This window comes from Sphingomonas pseudosanguinis (genome assembly GCF_014196255.1).
In the GTDB taxonomy this organism is placed as follows: domain Bacteria; phylum Pseudomonadota; class Alphaproteobacteria; order Sphingomonadales; family Sphingomonadaceae; genus Sphingomonas; species Sphingomonas pseudosanguinis.
This window is the reverse complement of the sequence record NZ_JACIDH010000003.1, coordinates 141578-159159: the sequence shown is the minus strand read 5'-3', so window position 1 is coordinate 159159 and position 17582 is coordinate 141578. Positions and strand designations below refer to the sequence as shown.

Annotated in this window: 19 protein-coding genes; 16 read left to right on the top strand and 3 right to left on the bottom strand. The window is 67.2% G+C overall.

What is annotated here, in order from left to right:
* The first annotated feature begins 11 nt into the window (after nucleotides 1–11).
* The 5 genes from GGR48_RS06700 to GGR48_RS06680 all read left to right on the top strand — a co-directional run bounded on the left by GGR48_RS06700 (nucleotide 12) and on the right by GGR48_RS06680 (nucleotide 5147).
* A complete protein-coding gene (locus GGR48_RS06700; protein ID WP_183951112.1) occupies nucleotides 12–827 on the top strand; it encodes a 3-keto-disaccharide hydrolase in 816 nt (271 codons plus the stop codon).
* Nucleotides 824–1414 carry a gluconate 2-dehydrogenase subunit 3 family protein gene (locus GGR48_RS06695; RefSeq protein ID WP_183951111.1) on the top strand — a complete coding sequence of 197 codons (591 nt, stop codon included), beginning with the start codon at nucleotides 824–826 and terminating at the stop codon, nucleotides 1412–1414. Before GGR48_RS06700 ends, GGR48_RS06695 begins: the two co-directional genes overlap by 4 nt.
* On the top strand, nucleotides 1411–2244 hold the full coding sequence (locus GGR48_RS06690; RefSeq protein WP_183951110.1) for a sugar phosphate isomerase/epimerase family protein: 834 nt from the start codon (nucleotides 1411–1413) through the stop codon (nucleotides 2242–2244). Before GGR48_RS06695 ends, GGR48_RS06690 begins: the two co-directional genes overlap by 4 nt.
* A 130-nt stretch (nucleotides 2245–2374) precedes the next feature.
* Nucleotides 2375–4057: a GMC family oxidoreductase gene (locus GGR48_RS06685; RefSeq protein WP_183951109.1), complete on the top strand. Its 1683-nt coding sequence runs from the start codon at nucleotides 2375–2377 to the stop codon at nucleotides 4055–4057.
* A 37-nt stretch (nucleotides 4058–4094) separates the two neighbouring features.
* A complete protein-coding gene (locus tag GGR48_RS06680; protein WP_183951108.1) occupies nucleotides 4095–5147 on the top strand; it encodes a substrate-binding domain-containing protein in 1053 nt (350 codons plus the stop codon).
* Nucleotides 5148–5188: 41 nt separating this feature from the next.
* On the opposite strand, the gene GGR48_RS17920 is transcribed toward GGR48_RS06680, so the two are convergent.
* From GGR48_RS17920 to GGR48_RS06670, 3 genes are all read right to left on the bottom strand, one after another.
* Entirely contained in the window at nucleotides 5189–5443 is a 255-nt protein-coding gene (locus GGR48_RS17920; protein ID WP_206362487.1) for a hypothetical protein, read from the bottom strand.
* A gap of 1 nt (nucleotide 5444) precedes the next feature.
* Nucleotides 5445–5858, bottom strand: a complete 414-nt coding sequence (locus GGR48_RS06675; RefSeq protein ID WP_183951107.1) for a hypothetical protein — start codon at nucleotides 5856–5858, stop codon at nucleotides 5445–5447.
* A 285-nt stretch (nucleotides 5859–6143) separates the two neighbouring features.
* Nucleotides 6144–7163: a class 1 fructose-bisphosphatase gene (locus tag GGR48_RS06670; RefSeq protein WP_183951106.1), complete on the bottom strand. Its 1020-nt coding sequence runs from the start codon at nucleotides 7161–7163 to the stop codon at nucleotides 6144–6146.
* 205 nt (nucleotides 7164–7368) lie between these two features.
* On the opposite strand from GGR48_RS06670, the gene epsC reads away from it, so the two are divergent.
* The 11 genes from epsC (at nucleotide 7369) to GGR48_RS06615 (ending at nucleotide 17441) form a co-directional block, all read left to right on the top strand.
* Nucleotides 7369–8343 carry a serine O-acetyltransferase EpsC gene (gene epsC, locus GGR48_RS06665; protein WP_183951105.1) on the top strand — a complete coding sequence of 325 codons (975 nt, stop codon included), beginning with the start codon at nucleotides 7369–7371 and terminating at the stop codon, nucleotides 8341–8343.
* On the top strand, nucleotides 8340–9080 hold the full coding sequence (locus GGR48_RS06660) for a gamma-glutamyl-gamma-aminobutyrate hydrolase family protein (RefSeq protein ID WP_183951104.1): 741 nt from the start codon (nucleotides 8340–8342) through the stop codon (nucleotides 9078–9080). Before epsC ends, GGR48_RS06660 begins: the two co-directional genes overlap by 4 nt.
* A 105-nt stretch (nucleotides 9081–9185) precedes the next feature.
* On the top strand, nucleotides 9186–10031 hold the full coding sequence (locus GGR48_RS06655) for a fumarylacetoacetate hydrolase family protein (protein WP_183951103.1): 846 nt from the start codon (nucleotides 9186–9188) through the stop codon (nucleotides 10029–10031).
* Nucleotides 10032–10059: 28 nt separating this feature from the next.
* Complete coding sequence (locus tag GGR48_RS06650; RefSeq protein ID WP_183951102.1) at nucleotides 10060–11031, top strand: 2-hydroxyacid dehydrogenase; 972 nt, start codon at nucleotides 10060–10062, stop codon at nucleotides 11029–11031.
* On the top strand, nucleotides 11021–11848 hold the full coding sequence (locus tag GGR48_RS06645; protein WP_183951101.1) for an AAA family ATPase: 828 nt from the start codon (nucleotides 11021–11023) through the stop codon (nucleotides 11846–11848). The genes GGR48_RS06650 and GGR48_RS06645 overlap by 11 nt, the downstream gene beginning before the upstream one ends.
* Before the next feature lie 124 nt (nucleotides 11849–11972).
* The gene (gene fucP, locus GGR48_RS06640) at nucleotides 11973–13277 is read left to right on the top strand and encodes an L-fucose:H+ symporter permease (protein ID WP_183951180.1); all 1305 of its coding nucleotides are present in this window, start codon (nucleotides 11973–11975) and stop codon (nucleotides 13275–13277) included.
* 1 nt (nucleotide 13278) lies between these two features.
* On the top strand, nucleotides 13279–14010 hold the full coding sequence (locus GGR48_RS06635; protein ID WP_183951100.1) for an SDR family oxidoreductase: 732 nt from the start codon (nucleotides 13279–13281) through the stop codon (nucleotides 14008–14010).
* On the top strand, nucleotides 14007–14894 hold the full coding sequence (locus tag GGR48_RS06630; protein WP_183951099.1) for an amidohydrolase family protein: 888 nt from the start codon (nucleotides 14007–14009) through the stop codon (nucleotides 14892–14894). The genes GGR48_RS06635 and GGR48_RS06630 overlap by 4 nt, the downstream gene beginning before the upstream one ends.
* On the top strand, nucleotides 14891–15922 hold the full coding sequence (locus GGR48_RS06625; protein WP_183951098.1) for an aldo/keto reductase: 1032 nt from the start codon (nucleotides 14891–14893) through the stop codon (nucleotides 15920–15922). The genes GGR48_RS06630 and GGR48_RS06625 overlap by 4 nt, the downstream gene beginning before the upstream one ends.
* On the top strand, nucleotides 15922–16221 hold the full coding sequence (locus GGR48_RS06620; RefSeq protein WP_244954851.1) for a UxaA family hydrolase: 300 nt from the start codon (nucleotides 15922–15924) through the stop codon (nucleotides 16219–16221). Before GGR48_RS06625 ends, GGR48_RS06620 begins: the two co-directional genes overlap by 1 nt.
* On the top strand, nucleotides 16218–17441 hold the full coding sequence (locus tag GGR48_RS06615) for a UxaA family hydrolase (protein ID WP_206362486.1): 1224 nt from the start codon (nucleotides 16218–16220) through the stop codon (nucleotides 17439–17441). The genes GGR48_RS06620 and GGR48_RS06615 overlap by 4 nt, the downstream gene beginning before the upstream one ends.
* Nucleotides 17442–17582 lie beyond the last annotated feature (141 nt).

The following is a 17582-nucleotide window of genomic DNA, read 5'->3' as shown; positions in this document are numbered from 1 at the left end:
GGAGGGGAGCGATGCGGATATTGCCGTTGATCGCACTGGCCGTGGCGAGCGTCGCGGTGGCGCAAGACAAGCCGGGGCTGGGGTTCCGCGACACGCCGATCCTGCCCGGTGGCAAATGGCATGTCCATGACCCCGACCGACCCGCGCCCAAGGTCGTGACGCCCGCCGCGCAACCCGGCGGCGCGCCGTCCGATGCGGTGGTGTTGTTCGACGGGCGCTCGATGGATGCGTGGACGCCCAGCGGCAAGCCGTGGGTGCTGAAAGACGGCGCGATGACCGTGCCGCCACGCGACGGCAAGGCGGAGAGCGTGCTGGTCAGCAAGCAGAGCTTCGGCGATGTACAGATGCACCTCGAATTCCGCTCGCCGACCCCGCCGCAGAAAGCGTCGCAGGATCGCGGCAATAGCGGCATCTGGTTCATGCAGCGCTACGAAGTTCAGATCCTCGACGGCTATGACAACCCGACCTATGCCGATGGCACGGTCGGTGCGGTCTATGCCTGGAAGCCGCCGCTGGTGAACCCGTCGCGCAAGCCGGGCGAATGGCAGAGCTATGACATCGTCTTCGAGCGGCCGCGCTTCGCGGCGGACGGCAAGCTACTGCGCCCCGCCTATGTCACCGCGTTCCTGAACGGGGTGCTGGTCCAGAATCATCAGGCGATGCTGGGCACCACCGTCTGGCGGCAGATCGGCCAGTATCAGGCGCATGGCGATGCCGCGCCGATCCAGCTTCAGGATCATGATTCGCCCGTTTCGTTCCGTAATATATGGGTCCGCCCGCTGCCGCCCGAGGCGATCGCGCAGGACCTGCCGGAGGATGCCCGATGATCGCCCACCCCCATATCGACCGCCGCCACGCGCTGGCGGGGATCACCGCCATGTTCGGCTCCGCGCTGTTCGCGCCCATCGCCCGTGCGGCGGGCGCCGTGGAACAGACGCGCGGTGCCATCCCCGTCCTTTCCGAAGGGCCGCCCAGCGTCGCGGTCTTCACCCCCACCCAACGCGCGACGATGACCGCGCTGGCCGAGCGGGTGCTGCCGACCACCGACACCCCCGGCGCGATCGCCGCCGAGGTGCCGGCGTTCATCGAGAAGATGCTGGCCGACTGGTCGCTGCCCGAGGACCGGGTGCCGATCGTCAACGGGCTGAACGCGATCGAGGCGCGCAGCCAGAGCGTCAACAAGCTCGCCGCCGCCAAGGCGACCGCGCAGCAGCAGGACACGCTGCTGACCGAGGCGATGGAGGGCGTCATCCCCGAGGGCCGTGCCTTTTTCGAGCCGTTCCGGCAGCTCGTCATCACCGGCTATTACACGTCCGAAATCGGCATCACGCAGGAGCGCGAATATCTGCCCGTGCCCGGCGAATATAATGGTGCCTTCCCCTATTCTCAGGTCAACAAGGTATATTCGGCATGATCGATCGTCGTTCGCTCATCGGCGCCGGGCTGGGTCTGGGCGCGGCCGGGTTCCTGCCGGGCGAGGCGCAGGCGGCGCAGCTTGGGCCCATCGGCTTGCAGCTCTATACGATCCGCGAGCTGTTCGCCGCCGATCCGGTCAAGACGCTCGAGGCGGTGGCCAGGATCGGCTATCGCGAGATCGAATATGGCGGTGGCGGCTATGACGCGATGGACCATGCCATGCTTCGCCGCACGCAGGACCGGCTGGGGCTGAAGGCACCGTCGATCCATGTCCCCTATGAAAGCCTGCGCGACAAGTTCGACCAGAGCGTGGCGATGGCCAAGACGCTGGGCGCGGACACCGTCATCCTGCCCTATATGACCGACGAGCATCGCACCGAGGCGGGATGGAATGCGGCGCTGCCCAATTTCAACCGCTTTGCGCAAGGCTTGAAGAAGGCAGGGCTGGGCTTCGCCTATCACAATCATGATTTCGAGTTCACCGTGAAGCCGGGCGGCGTCAGCCTGTACGAGCGGCTGCTGAAGGCGACCGACCCCAGGCTCGTGAAGCTGGAGATCGATCTCTATTGGGCGCTGCACGCGGGCGAGGATGTGAAGGCGCTGATCCGGCGGCTGGCCGGGCGCATCTATGCCTATCATGTCAAGGATGCGCGTGCCGATGGCAGCATGACGGCGGTGGGCGCGGGCCAGACCGACTTCGCCTCGATCTTCAAGCTCAACGGGCTGGCGGGCGTGAAGCATTTCTATGTCGAGAACGACCAGGCGCCCGCGCCCTATCTGCCCGACATCACGACCAGCTACCGGACGCTGCGGGCGTTGCGGTTCTAAACCATGCCACATCCCGTCATTGCGAGCACGGCGAAGCAATCCAGAGCCGCGGGCAAGACGCCCTGGATTGCTTCGCTCCGCTCGCAATGACGCACCAATATAACGACATAAGAGATTAGGGAGGACAGCCATGGCGGCGACGGACCGTTTCGACGCGATCGTGATCGGGTCGGGCATCAGCGGCGGGTTCGCCGCCAAGGAACTGACCGAAAAGGGCCTGCGCGTCCTGATGCTCGACCGGGGCGTCATGGTCGAACATGGCGAGGGCTATCCCTATGACGGCAAGCCCGCCTTTGAGGTGCCGGCGCGCAACATCATGCCCAAGCCGTTGATGGACAGCGACTATTTCATCGCCAAGCATGGCTATGTCGCACCAAGCAATCGCAAATTCTACAATGACGACCGGCTGAACCCCTATGCCTATGACGAGGGGAGCAAATTCTACTGGATCAGGCCCGGCGCGGTCGGCGGCAAGTCGCTGATCTGGGGACGCTGGTCGTTCCGCTGGAGCCCGGATGACTTCCTGGCGAACAAGCGCGAGGGCGTCGCGGCTGACTGGCCGATCCGATATGAGGATGTCGAGCCCTGGTACGCCTATGTCGAGAAATATATCGGCGTGTCCGGCTCGCGCGAAAACCTGCCCTATCTGCCCGATAGTGAGTTCCAGCCGCCGATCCCGATGAACGTCGCGGAAAAATGGCTGAAGGAGCGGCTGGAGGGCCAGTTTCCGGGCCGCAAGCTGATCAATACCCGCCTGTCCAACATGACCGAGGACAAGCCCGACCAGAACCGCACCAAATGCCAGTTCCGCAACCAGTGCGGCAATGGCTGTTCCTTCGGCGCCTATTTTTCGACCCAGGCGGTGACCTTACCGGCGGCGCGCGCGACCGGGCGGCTGACGTTGCAGTCGGATGCGGTGGTGACCGGCATCGACTATGATGCGGCCAGGAAGAAGGTGACCGGCGTCCGCTATATCGATGCCAAAACCGGTCAGGCGATGCAGGCGACCGCGAACCTGGTCTTCGTCTGCGCATCGTCGATGGCGTCGGTGCAGATTCTGATGAACTCGCGCGCGGCCGGTTCGGAGCGGAGCCATTTCGACTCGAGCGGGACGCTCGGCCGCTACGTCATGGACCATATCTTCCGCGTCGGCGTGTCGGGCGAGATCCCCGGCATGGACGACCTGATCGAATATGGCCGGCGGCCGGGCGGGGTCTATGTGCCGCGCTTCCGCAATCTGAAGGGCGACGAGGGCCTCGGCTTCAAGCGGGGTTATGGCTATCAGGGATCGGCCTATCGCAACGCGGCCAAGCCGGTCGGCTTCGGTGCCGAGATGAAGCACGGCATGCGCCGCTATGGCCCGTGGCAGTTCAGCATGGGCGCATTCGGTGAATGCCTGCCATACGAGGACAATCGCGTCTCGCTCCACCCGAGCAAGGTCGACCGCTTCGGCGTGCCGCTGATGAAGTTCGACGTCACCTTCCGCGACAATGAGCTGAAGATGATGGCGGACGCGCGGCGCGAGGGCGAGGCGATGCTGCGCGCGGCGGGGATGAAGAACGTCACCAGCGGCGAGCAGGAGCATATTCCCGGCGACGCGATCCACGAAATGGGCGGCGCGCGCATGGGCGCGGACCCGCGCACCTCGGTGCTCAACAAATGGAGCCAGGCGCATGACGCTTCCAACCTGTTCGTCACCGATGGCGCGCAGATGGCCTCGATCTCGTGCGTGAACCCCTCGCTGACCTTCATGGCGCTGACCGCGCGGGCGGTCGACCATGCGGTCAAGGGGCTGAAGGCGGGCGCGGTCTGACGCACGGGGCTCCCCGGTCCATGGCGGGCACTGGCCGGTGACGGAAAAGCCCGTTACCGCCATGCCGGTCATGACCATGCGCAAGCCCGAGGGAGTCACGATCCGCGCGGTCGGCGAACGCGCCGGCGTGTCGGCGATGACCGTGTCCAACGTCATCAACGGCACCGGCAAGGTCGGGCCGGCGACGCGCGCGGCCGTGCTCGCCGCCGTCGAGGAACTGGGATACCGCCCCAATATCGCCGCACGCCGGCTGGCCAAGGCGCGCGCGACGACGCTGGGGCTGATCTATAGCGACCGGCGGACGCCCTTCATCGAATCCGTGTTGCTCGGCGCCCTGCGCGCGACCAATGCGCGCGGCCTGCAATTTATCGCCCAGGCCGAGGAGGGGCTGACCCGCGAAGCGGCCGAGGCGGCGGTACGCGCGCTGGTGCAGAGCGGCGCGGCGGGCGTGCTCCTGGTGCCGCCCTTCGCCGAACTGCTCAGCGGGTCGGGGCTGTTCGAGCAACTTGGCGTCGCGGCGGCGGCGATCGCGACGGGCCATGCCTTGCCGGACATTTCGACGGTGCGGATCGACAATCGGACGGCGATGGCGGCGCTGACCCGGCATGTCACGGGGCAGGGACATCGCCGGATCGGTTTCGTCGCGGGGCTGGCGCGCTTCTCGGTGGCGGACGAGCGGCTGGCGGGCTTTCGCGACGGGCTGGTGGCGAGCGGCTTGGCCATCGATCCGACGCTGGAGATACGCGGCGAGTTCGAACCGGCCAGCGGCGCGGCGGCGGCGCGCGTCCTGCTGTCGCGCCCCGACCGGCCTAGCGCGATCCTGTGCAGTAGTGACGACATGGCCGCCGGGTTGATCGGCGAGGCGCATCGCATGGGGCTGTCCCTGCCACGCGATCTGGCGGTCACCGGCTTCGACGACACCGCGATCGCAGCGCGGCTCTGGCCGCCCTTGACTGTCATCCGCCAGCCGGTGGGCGACATGGCCTTCCGCGCGGTCGAGCAGGTGTTGACGTCGCTACGGTCACGCGCGGTGGAGGACCGGGTGGTGCCGCATGAACTGGTGGTGCGGGAGTCGGTGGGGCGGGGATAGGGAGCGGGCCGCCTGTTTGCCGAGCCCGATCTGGCCTGACTTTAGGCCCCGGTCATAGCCGCGACATGGCAAACGGCTTGTGCAACGAGAACCCCGACCGCGAACCGCCCGACACTCGCGGTGTTGTTCAGATCGGGCAAAAGCATCTTGGCCCTCCATCGGCAGAATAGGCTTCCGCCGGCAATCAGGACCAAGCCTGTGAGCCAGCCGGTCGATAGAAAGCTTGGCAAGGGTAAGGTTTTTAAGCCTGCGTAACTCGTGATGATCAGGCCAGCCAGGATGGCGAAGCTCATCATCTTATTTGACCGACGATGCGGGAATCCCTCGGAGCGCAAGTTCATTCAATATTCTCCCCGCATAGAAGCTGTAATAATCTTTAGATTGTCCGGAAAATTGATTGAGAAGCGCTGCGCCAAACGCCAGCGCGGGATGATTTTTGAGACGTGCGGCAACGCCAACACCCGCTACCGCGTCACCGGTTCGATCACCAGGTATCGCGGATAAACCGGCAATTTTCGAAAGTTCGCGCCAATGGGTCTTGTTTTCAGGAGTCGATAGACAAGCATGATATGCGAATGGCTTTTCAAAAACGTCGCGAGAAAGCGATATGATTTTGGCGCGAATGGCGATGCGTTCCGCTGATTTTACGAAAGCCGCAAGATCTTGATGCCAGCGGTTCGAATATAGGTCGAAGGATGGGTGGCTGTGCAACGGCTTGGGGCGTCCCTTGGCCTTCGACTTCGCTCAGGCTGAACGGGGGCGGGTAATTGCCGAATGGAGAGCGTGTCTTGAAAAGCTTCATGAGAGCGCTTGTTAAAAACGAATTTCATTCCTCCCCTGCAAGGGGAGGGGGACCATGCGCAGCATGGTGGAGGGGTGTCACCGGTTGAGAGGAAGGTCTTACCTTGCCAGCGGCCACACCCGTCCGTCAGGCCTTCGGCCTGCCACCTCCCCTTACAGGGGAGGAATATGGACGGCGTTAGCGTCGTTCAGCCCTTAACCAGTCCGTCCATATTCCGCGACCAGCGCCACCTCCTCGGCATCGCCCAGCACCACGCCGACGCGCTGGTGCAGGCCGATGGGGGCCACGTCCATGATCGGTTCCGCGCCGTCGATCGATGCGCCGCCCGCCTGTTCGATCAGGAAGCTCATCGGATTGGCCTCATAGAGCAGGCGCAACTTGGCCTTGCCCGTCTCGCGATGGTCGCCCGGATAGAGGAACACGCCGCCGCGCTTCAGGATGCGGTGGATGTCCGCCACCATCGAGGCGGTCCAGCGCATGTTGTAATCCTCGCCCAGCGGCCCCTCGGTGCCGAGGATGCGCTCCTCGATATAGCGGGCGATACCGGGCGACCATTGGCGGCGGCGCGCCATGTTGATCGCGAATTCGCGATTGCCCGACGGTATCCGCATCGGCCCGTCGGTCAGCCGCCACGATCCGATCTCGCGGTCGAGCGTGAATTCATAGACGCCGTCGCCGACCGTCAGGACCAGCAGCGTCTGCGGCCCGTAAATGGCATAGCCCGCCGCCACCTGCGCGCGGCCCGGTTGCAGGAAATCGGCCTCGGTCACTTCGCGGCCCGCGCAATCCTCGGGCGCGCGCAGGACCGAGAAGATGGTGCCGACCGACAGGTCGACATCGACATTGCTCGACCCGTCGATGGGATCGAACAGCAGCAGATATTCGCCGCGTGGGAAGCGGTTGGGGATGCGGTGGATCGTCTCCATCTCCTCCGACGCCATCGCCGCCAGATGCCCGCCCCATTCATTGGCGTCGAGCAGCAGGTCATTGGCGATCACGTCCAGCTTCTTCTGGACCTCGCCCTGCACATTCTCGCTGCCCAGCGAGCCCAGCACATCGCCCAGCGCGCCCTTGGAGATCGCCTGGTTCACCGCCTTGCACGCGCGCGCGACGGTTTCGATCAGCAGGCGGAGTTCGGGGGGGCAGGTCTCTTCGGATCGGCGCTGCTGCTCGATCAGGAACCGGGTCAGCGTGGTCTGGCGCGGGGTGGGCATCGTCGGAAGGCTCCGGGAAAGGACGGCGACGATCGACCCCGCGGTCTCCCTCCCGCTGGGCCGAACCATGGTGGCGGATGGTCCTTGCCCGTGCCCGGCGGCGTGCGCAACCATGGGTTAAGCAATGGAGGCGCTTTATCGGGACGTAGCAAATCTGTTATATCCTATGGCGACGATGGGATATGATGAGGCTCGGAGGATCATGATGTCGAGCAGGCCGTTCATCGCAGACCAGCACAGCCCCGCCACCGGGTCGGCGGGGATCGACGGTATCGTCTCTGCGCTGCGCGTCGCGCGCCAGTCGTGGCGCGCGCGGCAGGATGCGGGGCGCGATGTCGAACGCTTTCCGTCTCGCTCGGGCGTCGAGGATGTCGTCGCGCTGATCGCCGCCGCGCTCTATCCCCGCCGGCTGGGCCATTTCCGTGGGAGCGCGGCCGAGGAGGATCGCTTCGTCGCGGCCAAGCTGCTCGCCGGGCTGACCGCGCTGGAACGGGAAATCGGCGCGGAGCTGGCCTATTGGCAGAAGGATGCGGATGCGACCTTTCCGCCTGAGCAGGCCGCGCTGATCGCCCGGCTGTTCGGCGCGACGCTGCCGCGCATCCGCGATCTGGTCGACAGCGATGTCGAGGCCGCCTTCCTGGCCGATCCGGCGGCGCAGAGCGTCGACGAGATCCTGCTCTGCTATCCCGGTGCGGTCGCCAGCCTGCATCACCGCATCGCGCATGAACTGAACGCGCTGGGCGCCCCCATCGTCGCGCGGATCATGTCCGAACTCGCCAATGAGCGCACCGGGATCGACATCCATCCGGGCGCGACGATCGGCCGGCATTTCTTCGTCGATCATGGCACCGGCGTCGTCATCGGCGAGACCGCGATCATCGGCGAGCGGGTGCGTGTCTATCAGCATGTGACGCTGGGCGCGCGATCGGCGCTGGGCACCGCGCCCCGGTCGCCGCACGACCGGTTCGCGCGGCACCCGATCGTCGAGGACGATGTCATCATCTATGCCGGCGCGACCATTCTCGGCCGGGTGACGATCGGCGCGCGGTCGGTGATCGGCGGCAATGTCTGGCTGCTGGCCGATGTCGAGCCCGACAGCGTCCTGGTGCAGCCCGAGGCTCGGGCGCTCCCCCGTGCCGATGCGCGGGCGCTGCGCCAGGAACTGGAGATGACCGCATGACCCCTGTGCGCAAGCCCGTCATCGGTCTGATGTGCGGCAATGAGGTCGCCGGCCGCCCGATCCAGGCGGTGGCGACGCGTTTCATCGAACCGCTGGTCAAACTGTGCGGCGCCAATGTCGTGATCGTGCCCGCCGTGCGCGAGGCAGTCGATCCCGCCAGCATGGCCGACATGCTCGACGGGCTGTTGCTGACCGGCGGCCGCTCGCATGTCGCCCCGGCGCAATATGGCGACACCGATGCCGCAGCGCCGTGCGTCAGCGACCCCGAGCGCGATGCCGTCGCGCTGTCGCTGGGCGGCAAGATGATCGAGCGTGGCAAGCCGGTCTATGGCATCTGCCGGGGGATGCAGGAGATCAACGTGCTGTTCGGCGGCTCGCTAACCTGCCTGGGGGGCCTGCCGCGCCATCATCGCGGGTCGTGGGACGAGGATTACGAGTCGCTGTTCGGCCATCATCACCCGGTCGACCTCACCCCCGGTGGCCGGCTGGCGGGGCAGGGCGGGTATCGCCGGGTCGAGGTGAACTCGGTGCATCAGCAGGGGATCGACCGGCTCGGCTATGGCCTGGTGGTCGAGGCGCGCGACAGCGAGGACGGGCTGATCGAAGGGTTTCGGGCGCCGGGCTGCGGCGCCGATGTGCTGGCGGTGCAATGGCATCCCGAATGGGACGTCGCGCATTGCCAGGTCGCCCGGCGCTTCTTCTCGCTGCTCGGCGAGTCTGCGCGCGGCCATGCATGAGAAAGTGCGCGATCATATTTGCAAGTGACAGCGTGGCAGCTGCCCCGATAAGGAGGACGGGTAACGGGGCGCGACCGGCGCCCGCGATCCGAGGAGTCCGAATCGATGAAGCTGCTTCGTTATGGTCAACCGGGACAGGAACGCGCAGGGCTTCTCGATGCCGATGGCCGAATCCGTGCGCTGCCCGAGGCGCTGGGTGACCTGACCGGCGCGCGGCTGTCGCCCGAGGGCCTGGCCGAGATCGCCGCGCTCGATCCCGCCAGCCTGCCGGTCGTCGAGGGCGAGCCGCGTCTGGGTTCGTGCATCCCCCGGCCGGGCAAGTTCGTCTGTATCGGCCTGAACTACCGCGACCATGCCGCCGAGAGCAATCTGCCGATCCCGGCCGAACCCGTCGTCTTCGGCAAATGGTCGAGCGCGATCGTCGGCCCCAATGACGATGTCGAGATTCCGCGGGGCTCGGAAAAGACCGATTGGGAGGTCGAGCTGGGCGTCGTGATCGGCACCCGCGCGCGTTATGTCGAACAGGCCGACGCGCTGGCCCATGTCGCCGGCTATTGCGTCGTCCACGACGTCAGCGAGCGCGCCTATCAGCTGGAGCGTGGCGGCACTTGGGACAAGGGCAAGGGCTGCGACACCTTCGGTCCGACCGGCCCCTGGCTGGTCACCGCCGACGAGGTGGGCGATCCGCAGGACCTGCGCCTGTGGCTGGAAGTGGACGGCCATCGGCATCAGGACGGCAACACCTCCGACATGATCTTCACGGTCGCCGAGATCGTGTCCTATGTCAGCCAGTTTTGCACGCTGGAGCCGGGCGACATCATCACCACCGGCACGCCCAAGGGCGTGGGCATGGGCTATAAGCCGCCGGTCTTCCTGCGCGCCGGCCAGACGGTGCGGCTGGGCATCGACAAGCTGGGCGAGCAGCAGCAGCGCTTCGTCGCGGCGGCCTGATGATGGGGTGGGGCCGGGAGCGACGATCATGACCGACCGGCCCTCGCTCTACGTCACGCGCCGCCTGCCCGAGGCGGTGGAGCGGCACCTGCGCGCGCATTGGGACGTGACGCTGAACGCCGGGGACCAGCCGCCGACACCCGCGCAACTGGCGGCGGCGATCGCGCGGTATGATGCGCTTTTGCCCACCATCACCGACCGGATCGACGCGGCACTGCTTGGTCGGCCCGATCGCCGCGTCCGGATCATCGCCAATTATGGCGCGGGCGTCGATCATATCGATCTCGACGCAGCGCGCGCGGCGGGGGTGGTGGTCACCAATACCCCCGATGTGCTGACCGAGGCGACGGCCGAGATCGCCATCCTGCTGATGCTGATGGCCAGCCGCCGCGCGGGCGAAGGCGAGCGGGAGTTGCGCGACGGGCGCTGGACCGGCTGGCGACCCTCGCATCTGATCGGACAGGGACTGGCGGGGCGGACCTTGGGGCTGGTCGGCTTCGGCCGGATCGGTCAGGCGACCGCCGCCAAGGCGCGTGGGCTGGGCATGCGCATCCGCTATGCCAGCCGTTCGCGCGCCGCCCCCGAGGTGGAGGCGGCACTCGGGGCAGAGCGCGCCACGTCGCTTCAGGCGCTGGCGGCGGAAAGCGATGTGCTGTCGCTCCATCTGCCCGGCGGCGAGGCGACCCGGCATCTGCTCGATGCGGCGCTGCTGTCGGTGATGCCGCGCCATGCGATCGTGGTGAACACCGCACGCGGATCGGTGATCGACGAGGCCGCGCTGGCCGAAGCGCTGGCCGAGGGGCGGATCGCGGGCGTCGGGCTGGACGTCTATGAGCACGAACCGGTCGTGCATCCCGGCCTGCTGGCGCATCCGCGCGCGGTGCTGCTGCCGCATCTGGGCAGCGCCACGATCGAGGCGAGGACGGCGATGGGGATGCGCGCGGTCGCCAATCTCGACGCCTTTTTCCGCAGGGAAGCGCCGGGGGATCGTGTCGCCTGACGACGCCATCGCGGCACTGGTCGCCCGGCGGCTGGCGCGCCGCGATGGGGTAAGGCCGTTGGTGCTGGGTCTGTGCGGCGCGCAAGGGAGCGGCAAGTCGACCATCGCCGCCCGGCTGGCGCGGCGTTTTCCACGTAGCGCGGTGCTGTCGCTCGACGATCTCTACCGCACCCATGCCGATCGACAGGAACTCGGCCGGCGCGTCCATCCGTTGCTGGCAACGCGCGGCGTGCCGGGGACGCATGACGTGGCGCTGGGGATCGCGACGATCGGGGCCTTGTGCGCCGGAAAGCCCGTTCCGTTGCCGCGCTTCGACAAGGCGTGTGACGACCGCATGCCGGCCGAAGAATGGCCCTGCGCGCCGGCGGATTGCGAATTGCTGATCTTCGAGGGCTGGTGCGTCGGCGCGGTGCCGCAGGACCCGGCCGAACTGGTCGCGCCGGTCAACCGGCTAGAAGCCGAGGAGGATGCCGATGGCCTCTGGCGCGCCCATGTCCATGCCGCGCTGGCACGCGACTATCCCGCGCTGTTCGCATCGATCGACATTCTGGCGCTGCTGGTGCCACCCGACTGGCCGACCGTGTTGCGCTGGCGGACCGAGCAGGAGGCCGGCTTGGCGGGGCGCGGCATGGATGCGGCGCAACTGGCCCGTTTCGTCCAGCATTATGAGCGGTTGACCCGCCATATCTGGCGGACCATGCCCGCTTATGCCGACCTGACCCTGTATCTAGACGGACAGCGGCAACCGACCGCCATCCACCATGTAGAATGCCCGCATCGGGCGGTCGACGACGGACAGGACCAATTCATCCGATAGCGCTTGCCAATTTGCGACACCTCCCCTTATCCTCACGCTCATAAAAGATAGTTTTCATGGAGAAGGAGCGTCTCATGGCGGCAGGGACTGCGTTCGACCGTGGCGGAGGAAGGTCCTGATGGCCATGCACGCCGACATGCCGCTCGGCCGTGCCAGCGCCGGGGCTCCCGCCGCCGGGGCCATCGGCGTTCCCCGCCGCTATCTCCCCGCGCTCGTCATCACGGTCAGCCTGTTCTTCCTGTGGGGCATGGCCAACAACCTGAACGACATCCTGATCGCGCAGTTTCGCAAGGCCTTCACGCTCAGCGATTTCGAGACCAGCTTCGTCCAGCAGGTCTTCTATCTCGGCTATTTCCTGCTCGCGGTGCCCGCCTCGGTCGTGATGCGGCGTTATGGCTATAAGGCGGCGATCGTGCTGGGGCTGCTGCTCTATGGCACCGGCGCGCTGCTCTTCTATCCGGCGGCGTCGGCCGGGGTCTATCAGCTGTTCCTGCTCGGCCTGTTCGTGATCGCGGCGGGGCTGGCCTTTCTGGAGACATCGGCCAATCCGCTGATGGGCGAGCTTGGCGATCCGGCGGGCGCGACGCGGCGGCTGAACTGGGCGCAGGCGGCCAATCCGCTCGGCGCGCTGACCGGCATTCTGGTCGGACGCTATTTCATCCTGTCGGGCATCGAACATGACGAGGCCGCGCTGGCGACGATGGACGCGGCCGCGCGCAATGCCTTCTACCGCGCCGAGGTGCAGGCGATCGCGCCGCCCTATGTCGTGATCGCCATCGTCGTGCTGCTGTTCGCGCTGGCCGCCGCACTGGTCGTCTTTCCCGCCAATGCGGCGACGACCGATGAGGACGGACGCGAAGGCCGGTTCCTCGACGTCTTCCGCCGCCCCCGCCTGATCGCGGCGGTGGTGGCGCAATTCTTCTATGTCGGCGCGCAGGTCGGCGTATGGAGCTACACGATCCGCTATGCCCAGGCCAATGTCGGGCTGAACGAGCGCGGCGGAGCCGATGCGCTGCTGCTGTCGCTGGCGCTGTTCGCCGCCGGGCGGTTCCTCGGCAGCGCGCTGATGGCGCGGCTCGCGCCCGTCCGACTGCTGCTGATCTTCGCCGGCGTGTCGATCGCGCTGATCGCGGTCGCCGCGCTGGCGGGCGGTTGGCTGGGCCTCATCGCGCTGGTGGCGGCGAGTTTCTTCATGTCGATCCAGTTCCCGACGATCTTTGCGCTGGGGATCGAGGGGCTGGGGCCGCTGCGCCGGGCGGGGGCCTCGCTGATCGTGATGGCGATCATCGGTGGCGCCGGTCTGACCGCGCTGATGGGGCTGGTGTCGGACCTGGCCGGGATCACCAATGCGATGCTGGTCCCGGTCGTGAGCTTTGCGGTTGTCGCGGCCTTCGCCTGGTGGGCGGGCCGCCGAATGGAGACGAATTGATATGGGTCGGTTACAGGCGAAACGGGCGATCGTGACGGGCGCGGGCCAGGGCATCGGCCGCGCTGCCGCCGAGCTATTTGCCGCCGAGGGCGCGAAGGTGATCGCGGTCGACCGCAATGCCGAGGCGCTGGCGACGCTGACGACGTGCGAAACCGAAGTGCTCGACCTGCTCGACCCCGCCGCGATCGCCGCGTTCGGGGAGAGGGTCGGCGCGGTCGATGTGCTGTTCAATTGCGCCGGTTATGTCGATGCGGGCGACCTGCTGGCGACGCAGGATCATGGCTATCGCCTGTCCTTCGACCTGAACGTCCATGCCATCACCCATATGCTGCAGGCGTTCCTGCCCGCGATGATCGCGAAGGGCGGCGGGGCGGTCGTCAACATGGCTTCGGTCGCGGGCGCGGTGATCGGCGTCGGCAATCGCTATGCCTATTGCGCGTCCAAGGGCGCGGTGGCGGGCATCACCCGCTCGGTCGCGCTGGATTATGTGGGCAAGGGCATACGCTGCAACGCGATCTGCCCGGGCACCGTCCAGTCGCCCAGCCTGGACGAGCGGCTGGCCGCCACTGGCGACGCCGAGGCGGCACGCGCCGCCTTCGTCGCGCGCCAGCCCATGGGCCGGCTGGGCCGTGCGGAGGAGATCGCCGCGCTGGCGCTCTACCTCGCCTCGGACGAGAGCGCCTATACCACCGGGCAGATGCACGTCATCGATGGCGGCTGGACGATGGCGTGAGCGCCAAGCGGCCGCCCTTCGTCGATGCGCATGTCCATCTGTGGGACCGCGACGTGCTGCGCTATCCGTGGCTCGATGCGCCGGAGAACGCGGCGATCGCGGGGACCTATCGCGTTGCCGATTATCGGGCCGAGCTGGCGGCGTGGAACCTCGTCGGCGCGGTGCATGTCGATGCGGGCGCGGACCCGGCGCAGGGGGCGGACGAGACCGTCTGGCTGAACCGCGTCGCCGATGCGGACGGACTGCCCAGCGGCATCGTCGCGCGTGTCGAGCTGGACCATCCGGCGGTCGAGCCGCGGCTGGCGTGGCAGGCGGCGCATGTGCGAGTGAAGGGCGTCCGCCATCTGATCAACTGGCACCCGCGCGATGCATCGCGCCGCGCTTATCCCCATGACCCGACCCGCGACCCGCGCTGGCAGGCCGGTTATGCGTTGCTGGGCCGCTATGGCCTGAGCTATGATTTTCATGGCTTTCCGCCGCAACTGGCGGGACTGGCCGAGGTGGCGGTGCGGCATCCCGAGGTGCCGGTCATCCTCAACCATCTCGCGCTGCCGATTCCGGCGGACGGTTGGGAGGAATGGCGCGCCGGTCTGATCGCCTTTGCCGCCATGCCGCAGGCCGCAATCAAGCTGTCGGGGGCGGGGTTCATCGCTCCGCGCTTCGACCCGGCGATATTCGGCGATGTCGTGGCCGAGGTGATCGAGCGCTTCGGCACCGACCGGGTCATGGTCGCGACCAATTTTCCCACCGACCGGCTGGCGGCCGAGCTGGACCGGACACTTGGCGCCTATGAGACGCTGCTGACCGGCTTTTCCGACGACGAGCGGCGCGACTTGTGGGGGCGCAACGCCAATCGCATCTATCGATTGGGGCTGGACCTGTGAGCGCCATTCCACGTCGCCCGGTGGGTTCGTCCGGCTTTGCGCTGCCCGAACTGGGGTTCGGGGCGGCGGCGCTGGGCAATCTCTATGCCGCGATCGACGATGCGCAGGCGGCGGCGACGCTCGAGGCCGCGCTGGCGGCGGGGCTTCGCTATGTCGACACCGCGCCGCATTATGGCCGGGGCCTGAGCGAACGCCGGGTCGGCGACGGCCTGCGCGGGGTGGACGACGTCATCGTTTCGACCAAGGTCGGGCGGCTGATGGCGCCCGATGCGACCATCACCGACGACCGCGAGCGTGACGGCTTCCACACCGCCATGCCGTTCCGCATGGCTTATGACTATAGCCATGACGGTATCCTGCGCAGCCATGAGCATAGCCTGCAACGGCTGGGGCTGGCGCGGGTCGATCTGTTGTTCGTCCACGACATCGGCCGGGTCACGCATGGCGCGGCGGATGCGCAGTATCGCGCGCAGCTTGTCGAGGGCGGCGGGCTGAAGGCGCTGGAGCGGTTGCGTGATGAGGGCGCGATCCGGGGCTTCGGGCTGGGCGTCAACGAGGTCGATGTCTGTCTGGAGCTGATGGAGGAGGCGCGGTTCGACGTCATCCTGCTCGCCGGGCGCTATACCTTGCTGGAACAGGCGCCGCTCGACCGGTTTTTCCCGGCCTGTGCGGCGGCGGGCACGGCATTGATCGTCGGTGGTCCCTATAACAGCGGCATATTGGCGACCGGCAGCGCGGCGGCGGCCATTCCCCGCTATAACTATGCCCCTGCGCCGCAGGGCGTGCTGGACCGGGTCCGCGCGCTGGAGGCGGTGGCGGCGCGGCATGGCGTGTCGCTGGCGGCGGCGGCGCTCGCCTTCGTGCTGGCGCATCCGCAGGTGGCGAGCGTCATCCCCGGCCTCGCCAATCCGGAACAGGTGGCGGACACGATCCGGCTCTATCACGCGCCGATCCCACAGGATTTTTGGAATGAATTGCGGCATGCGGGGCTGGTCCGCCCCGATGCGCCCTTGCCAGGAGTATCATGATGAGCGTCGCGGCGATCCGGTTGACCCCGCGGGATAATGTCGCGGTCTGTTGCCGCACGGTCGAGCCGGGCGAGCGGATCACCGTCGATGGTTACGAACTCGCCATCACCGAGCGTGTGGCGCTGGGGCACAAGCTGGCGGTCATGCCCTTGGGGACCGGTGACAAGGTCATCAAATATGGCATGCCGATCGGGTCGATGACGCAGGATGCGCCCGCCGGTGGCTGGGTCCACATGCACAATATGCAAAGCGACTATATCCCCGCGCATCTGCGCGACGCGCATGGAGATCACGCATGACGGGCGACATGGCCGAGCGGACCTGGCAGGCCTGGGCGCGGCCCGACGGGCGCAAGGGCATTCGCGACGCGATCGTCGTCGTCTATCTCGTCGAGTGCGCGCATCATGTCGCGCGGCGGATCGTCGACCGGATGGACGACCCGCGCGTGCAGCTGATCGGCTTTCCCGGCTGCTACCCCAATGACTATGCGCTGGCGATGATGAAGGCGCTGACCACGCATCCCAATGTCGGCGGCGTCGTCCTGCTGTCGCTGGGGTGCGAAAGCTTCAACCGCGAGGCGCTGGCCGCCAATGCGCGCGAACAGGGGCGCCCCGTGGAGACGATCGTGATCCAGCAATCGGGCGGCACGCGCGGCGCGATGGAGGCGGGGATCGCCGCCGTCGCGCGGGTGCGCGCGGCGGCCGATGCGCAAGCCGTGCGCGCGCCGATGCGTCTGTCCGAACTGGTGATCGGCACCATCTGCGGCGGGTCGGACGGGACGAGCGGCATCACTGGCAACCCGGCGGTGGGCCGCGCCTTCGACACGCTGGTCGATGCCGGCGCGGTCTGCATCTTCGAGGAAACCGGCGAGATGATCGGGTGCGAAGGCCATATGGCCGAGCGGGCCGCGACGCCGGCGGTCGCGCAGGACCTGATCGCCTCGGTCGCGCAGGCGGAGCGCTATTACCGCGCGATGGGCTATGGCAGCTTCGCGCCGGGCAATGCCGAAGGCGGCCTGTCGAGCCAGGAAGAGAAGTCGGCGGGCGCCTATGCCAAGTCGGGCAGCCGGCCGATTTCGGGCGTGATCCTGCCCGCCGAACAGGCGCCGGGACCGGGCCTCTATCTGCTCGACGTGGTGCCGCCGGGCGATCCGAAATTTGGCTTTCCCAACATCGTCGACAATGCCGAGATCGGCGAGTTGATCGCGTGCGGGGCGCATATCAACCTGTTCGTGACGGGGCGCGGCTCGGTGGTCGGCTCCGCCATCTCGCCGGTGATCAAGGTCGCGGCCAATCCGGAAATGTATGCCCGGATGGAGGGCGACATGGACGTGAACGCCGGGCGTATCCTCTATGGCGAGGCGACGCTGGACGCGGTGGGCGCGGAGATCGTCGACCTGATCGTCGCGGTGTCGGGCGGCGCGCAGACCAAGTCCGAGGCGCTGGGGCATCAGGAATTCGTCCTGACCTACAAGGCGTCGGGGTCGAACGGCCCGTCCTGCCTGCCGCGCGTGGCCTAGCGCCGACAATATTCCGTCATCCGTTCAGCCTGAGCGAAGTCGAAGGCCAAGGGACTGGCTATCCGCAAGCGTTGTGGCGTGGCCTTCGACTTCGCTCAGGCTGAACAGCGGTTGGGGCTGTAAAAGGTCCGCCGTATCGAT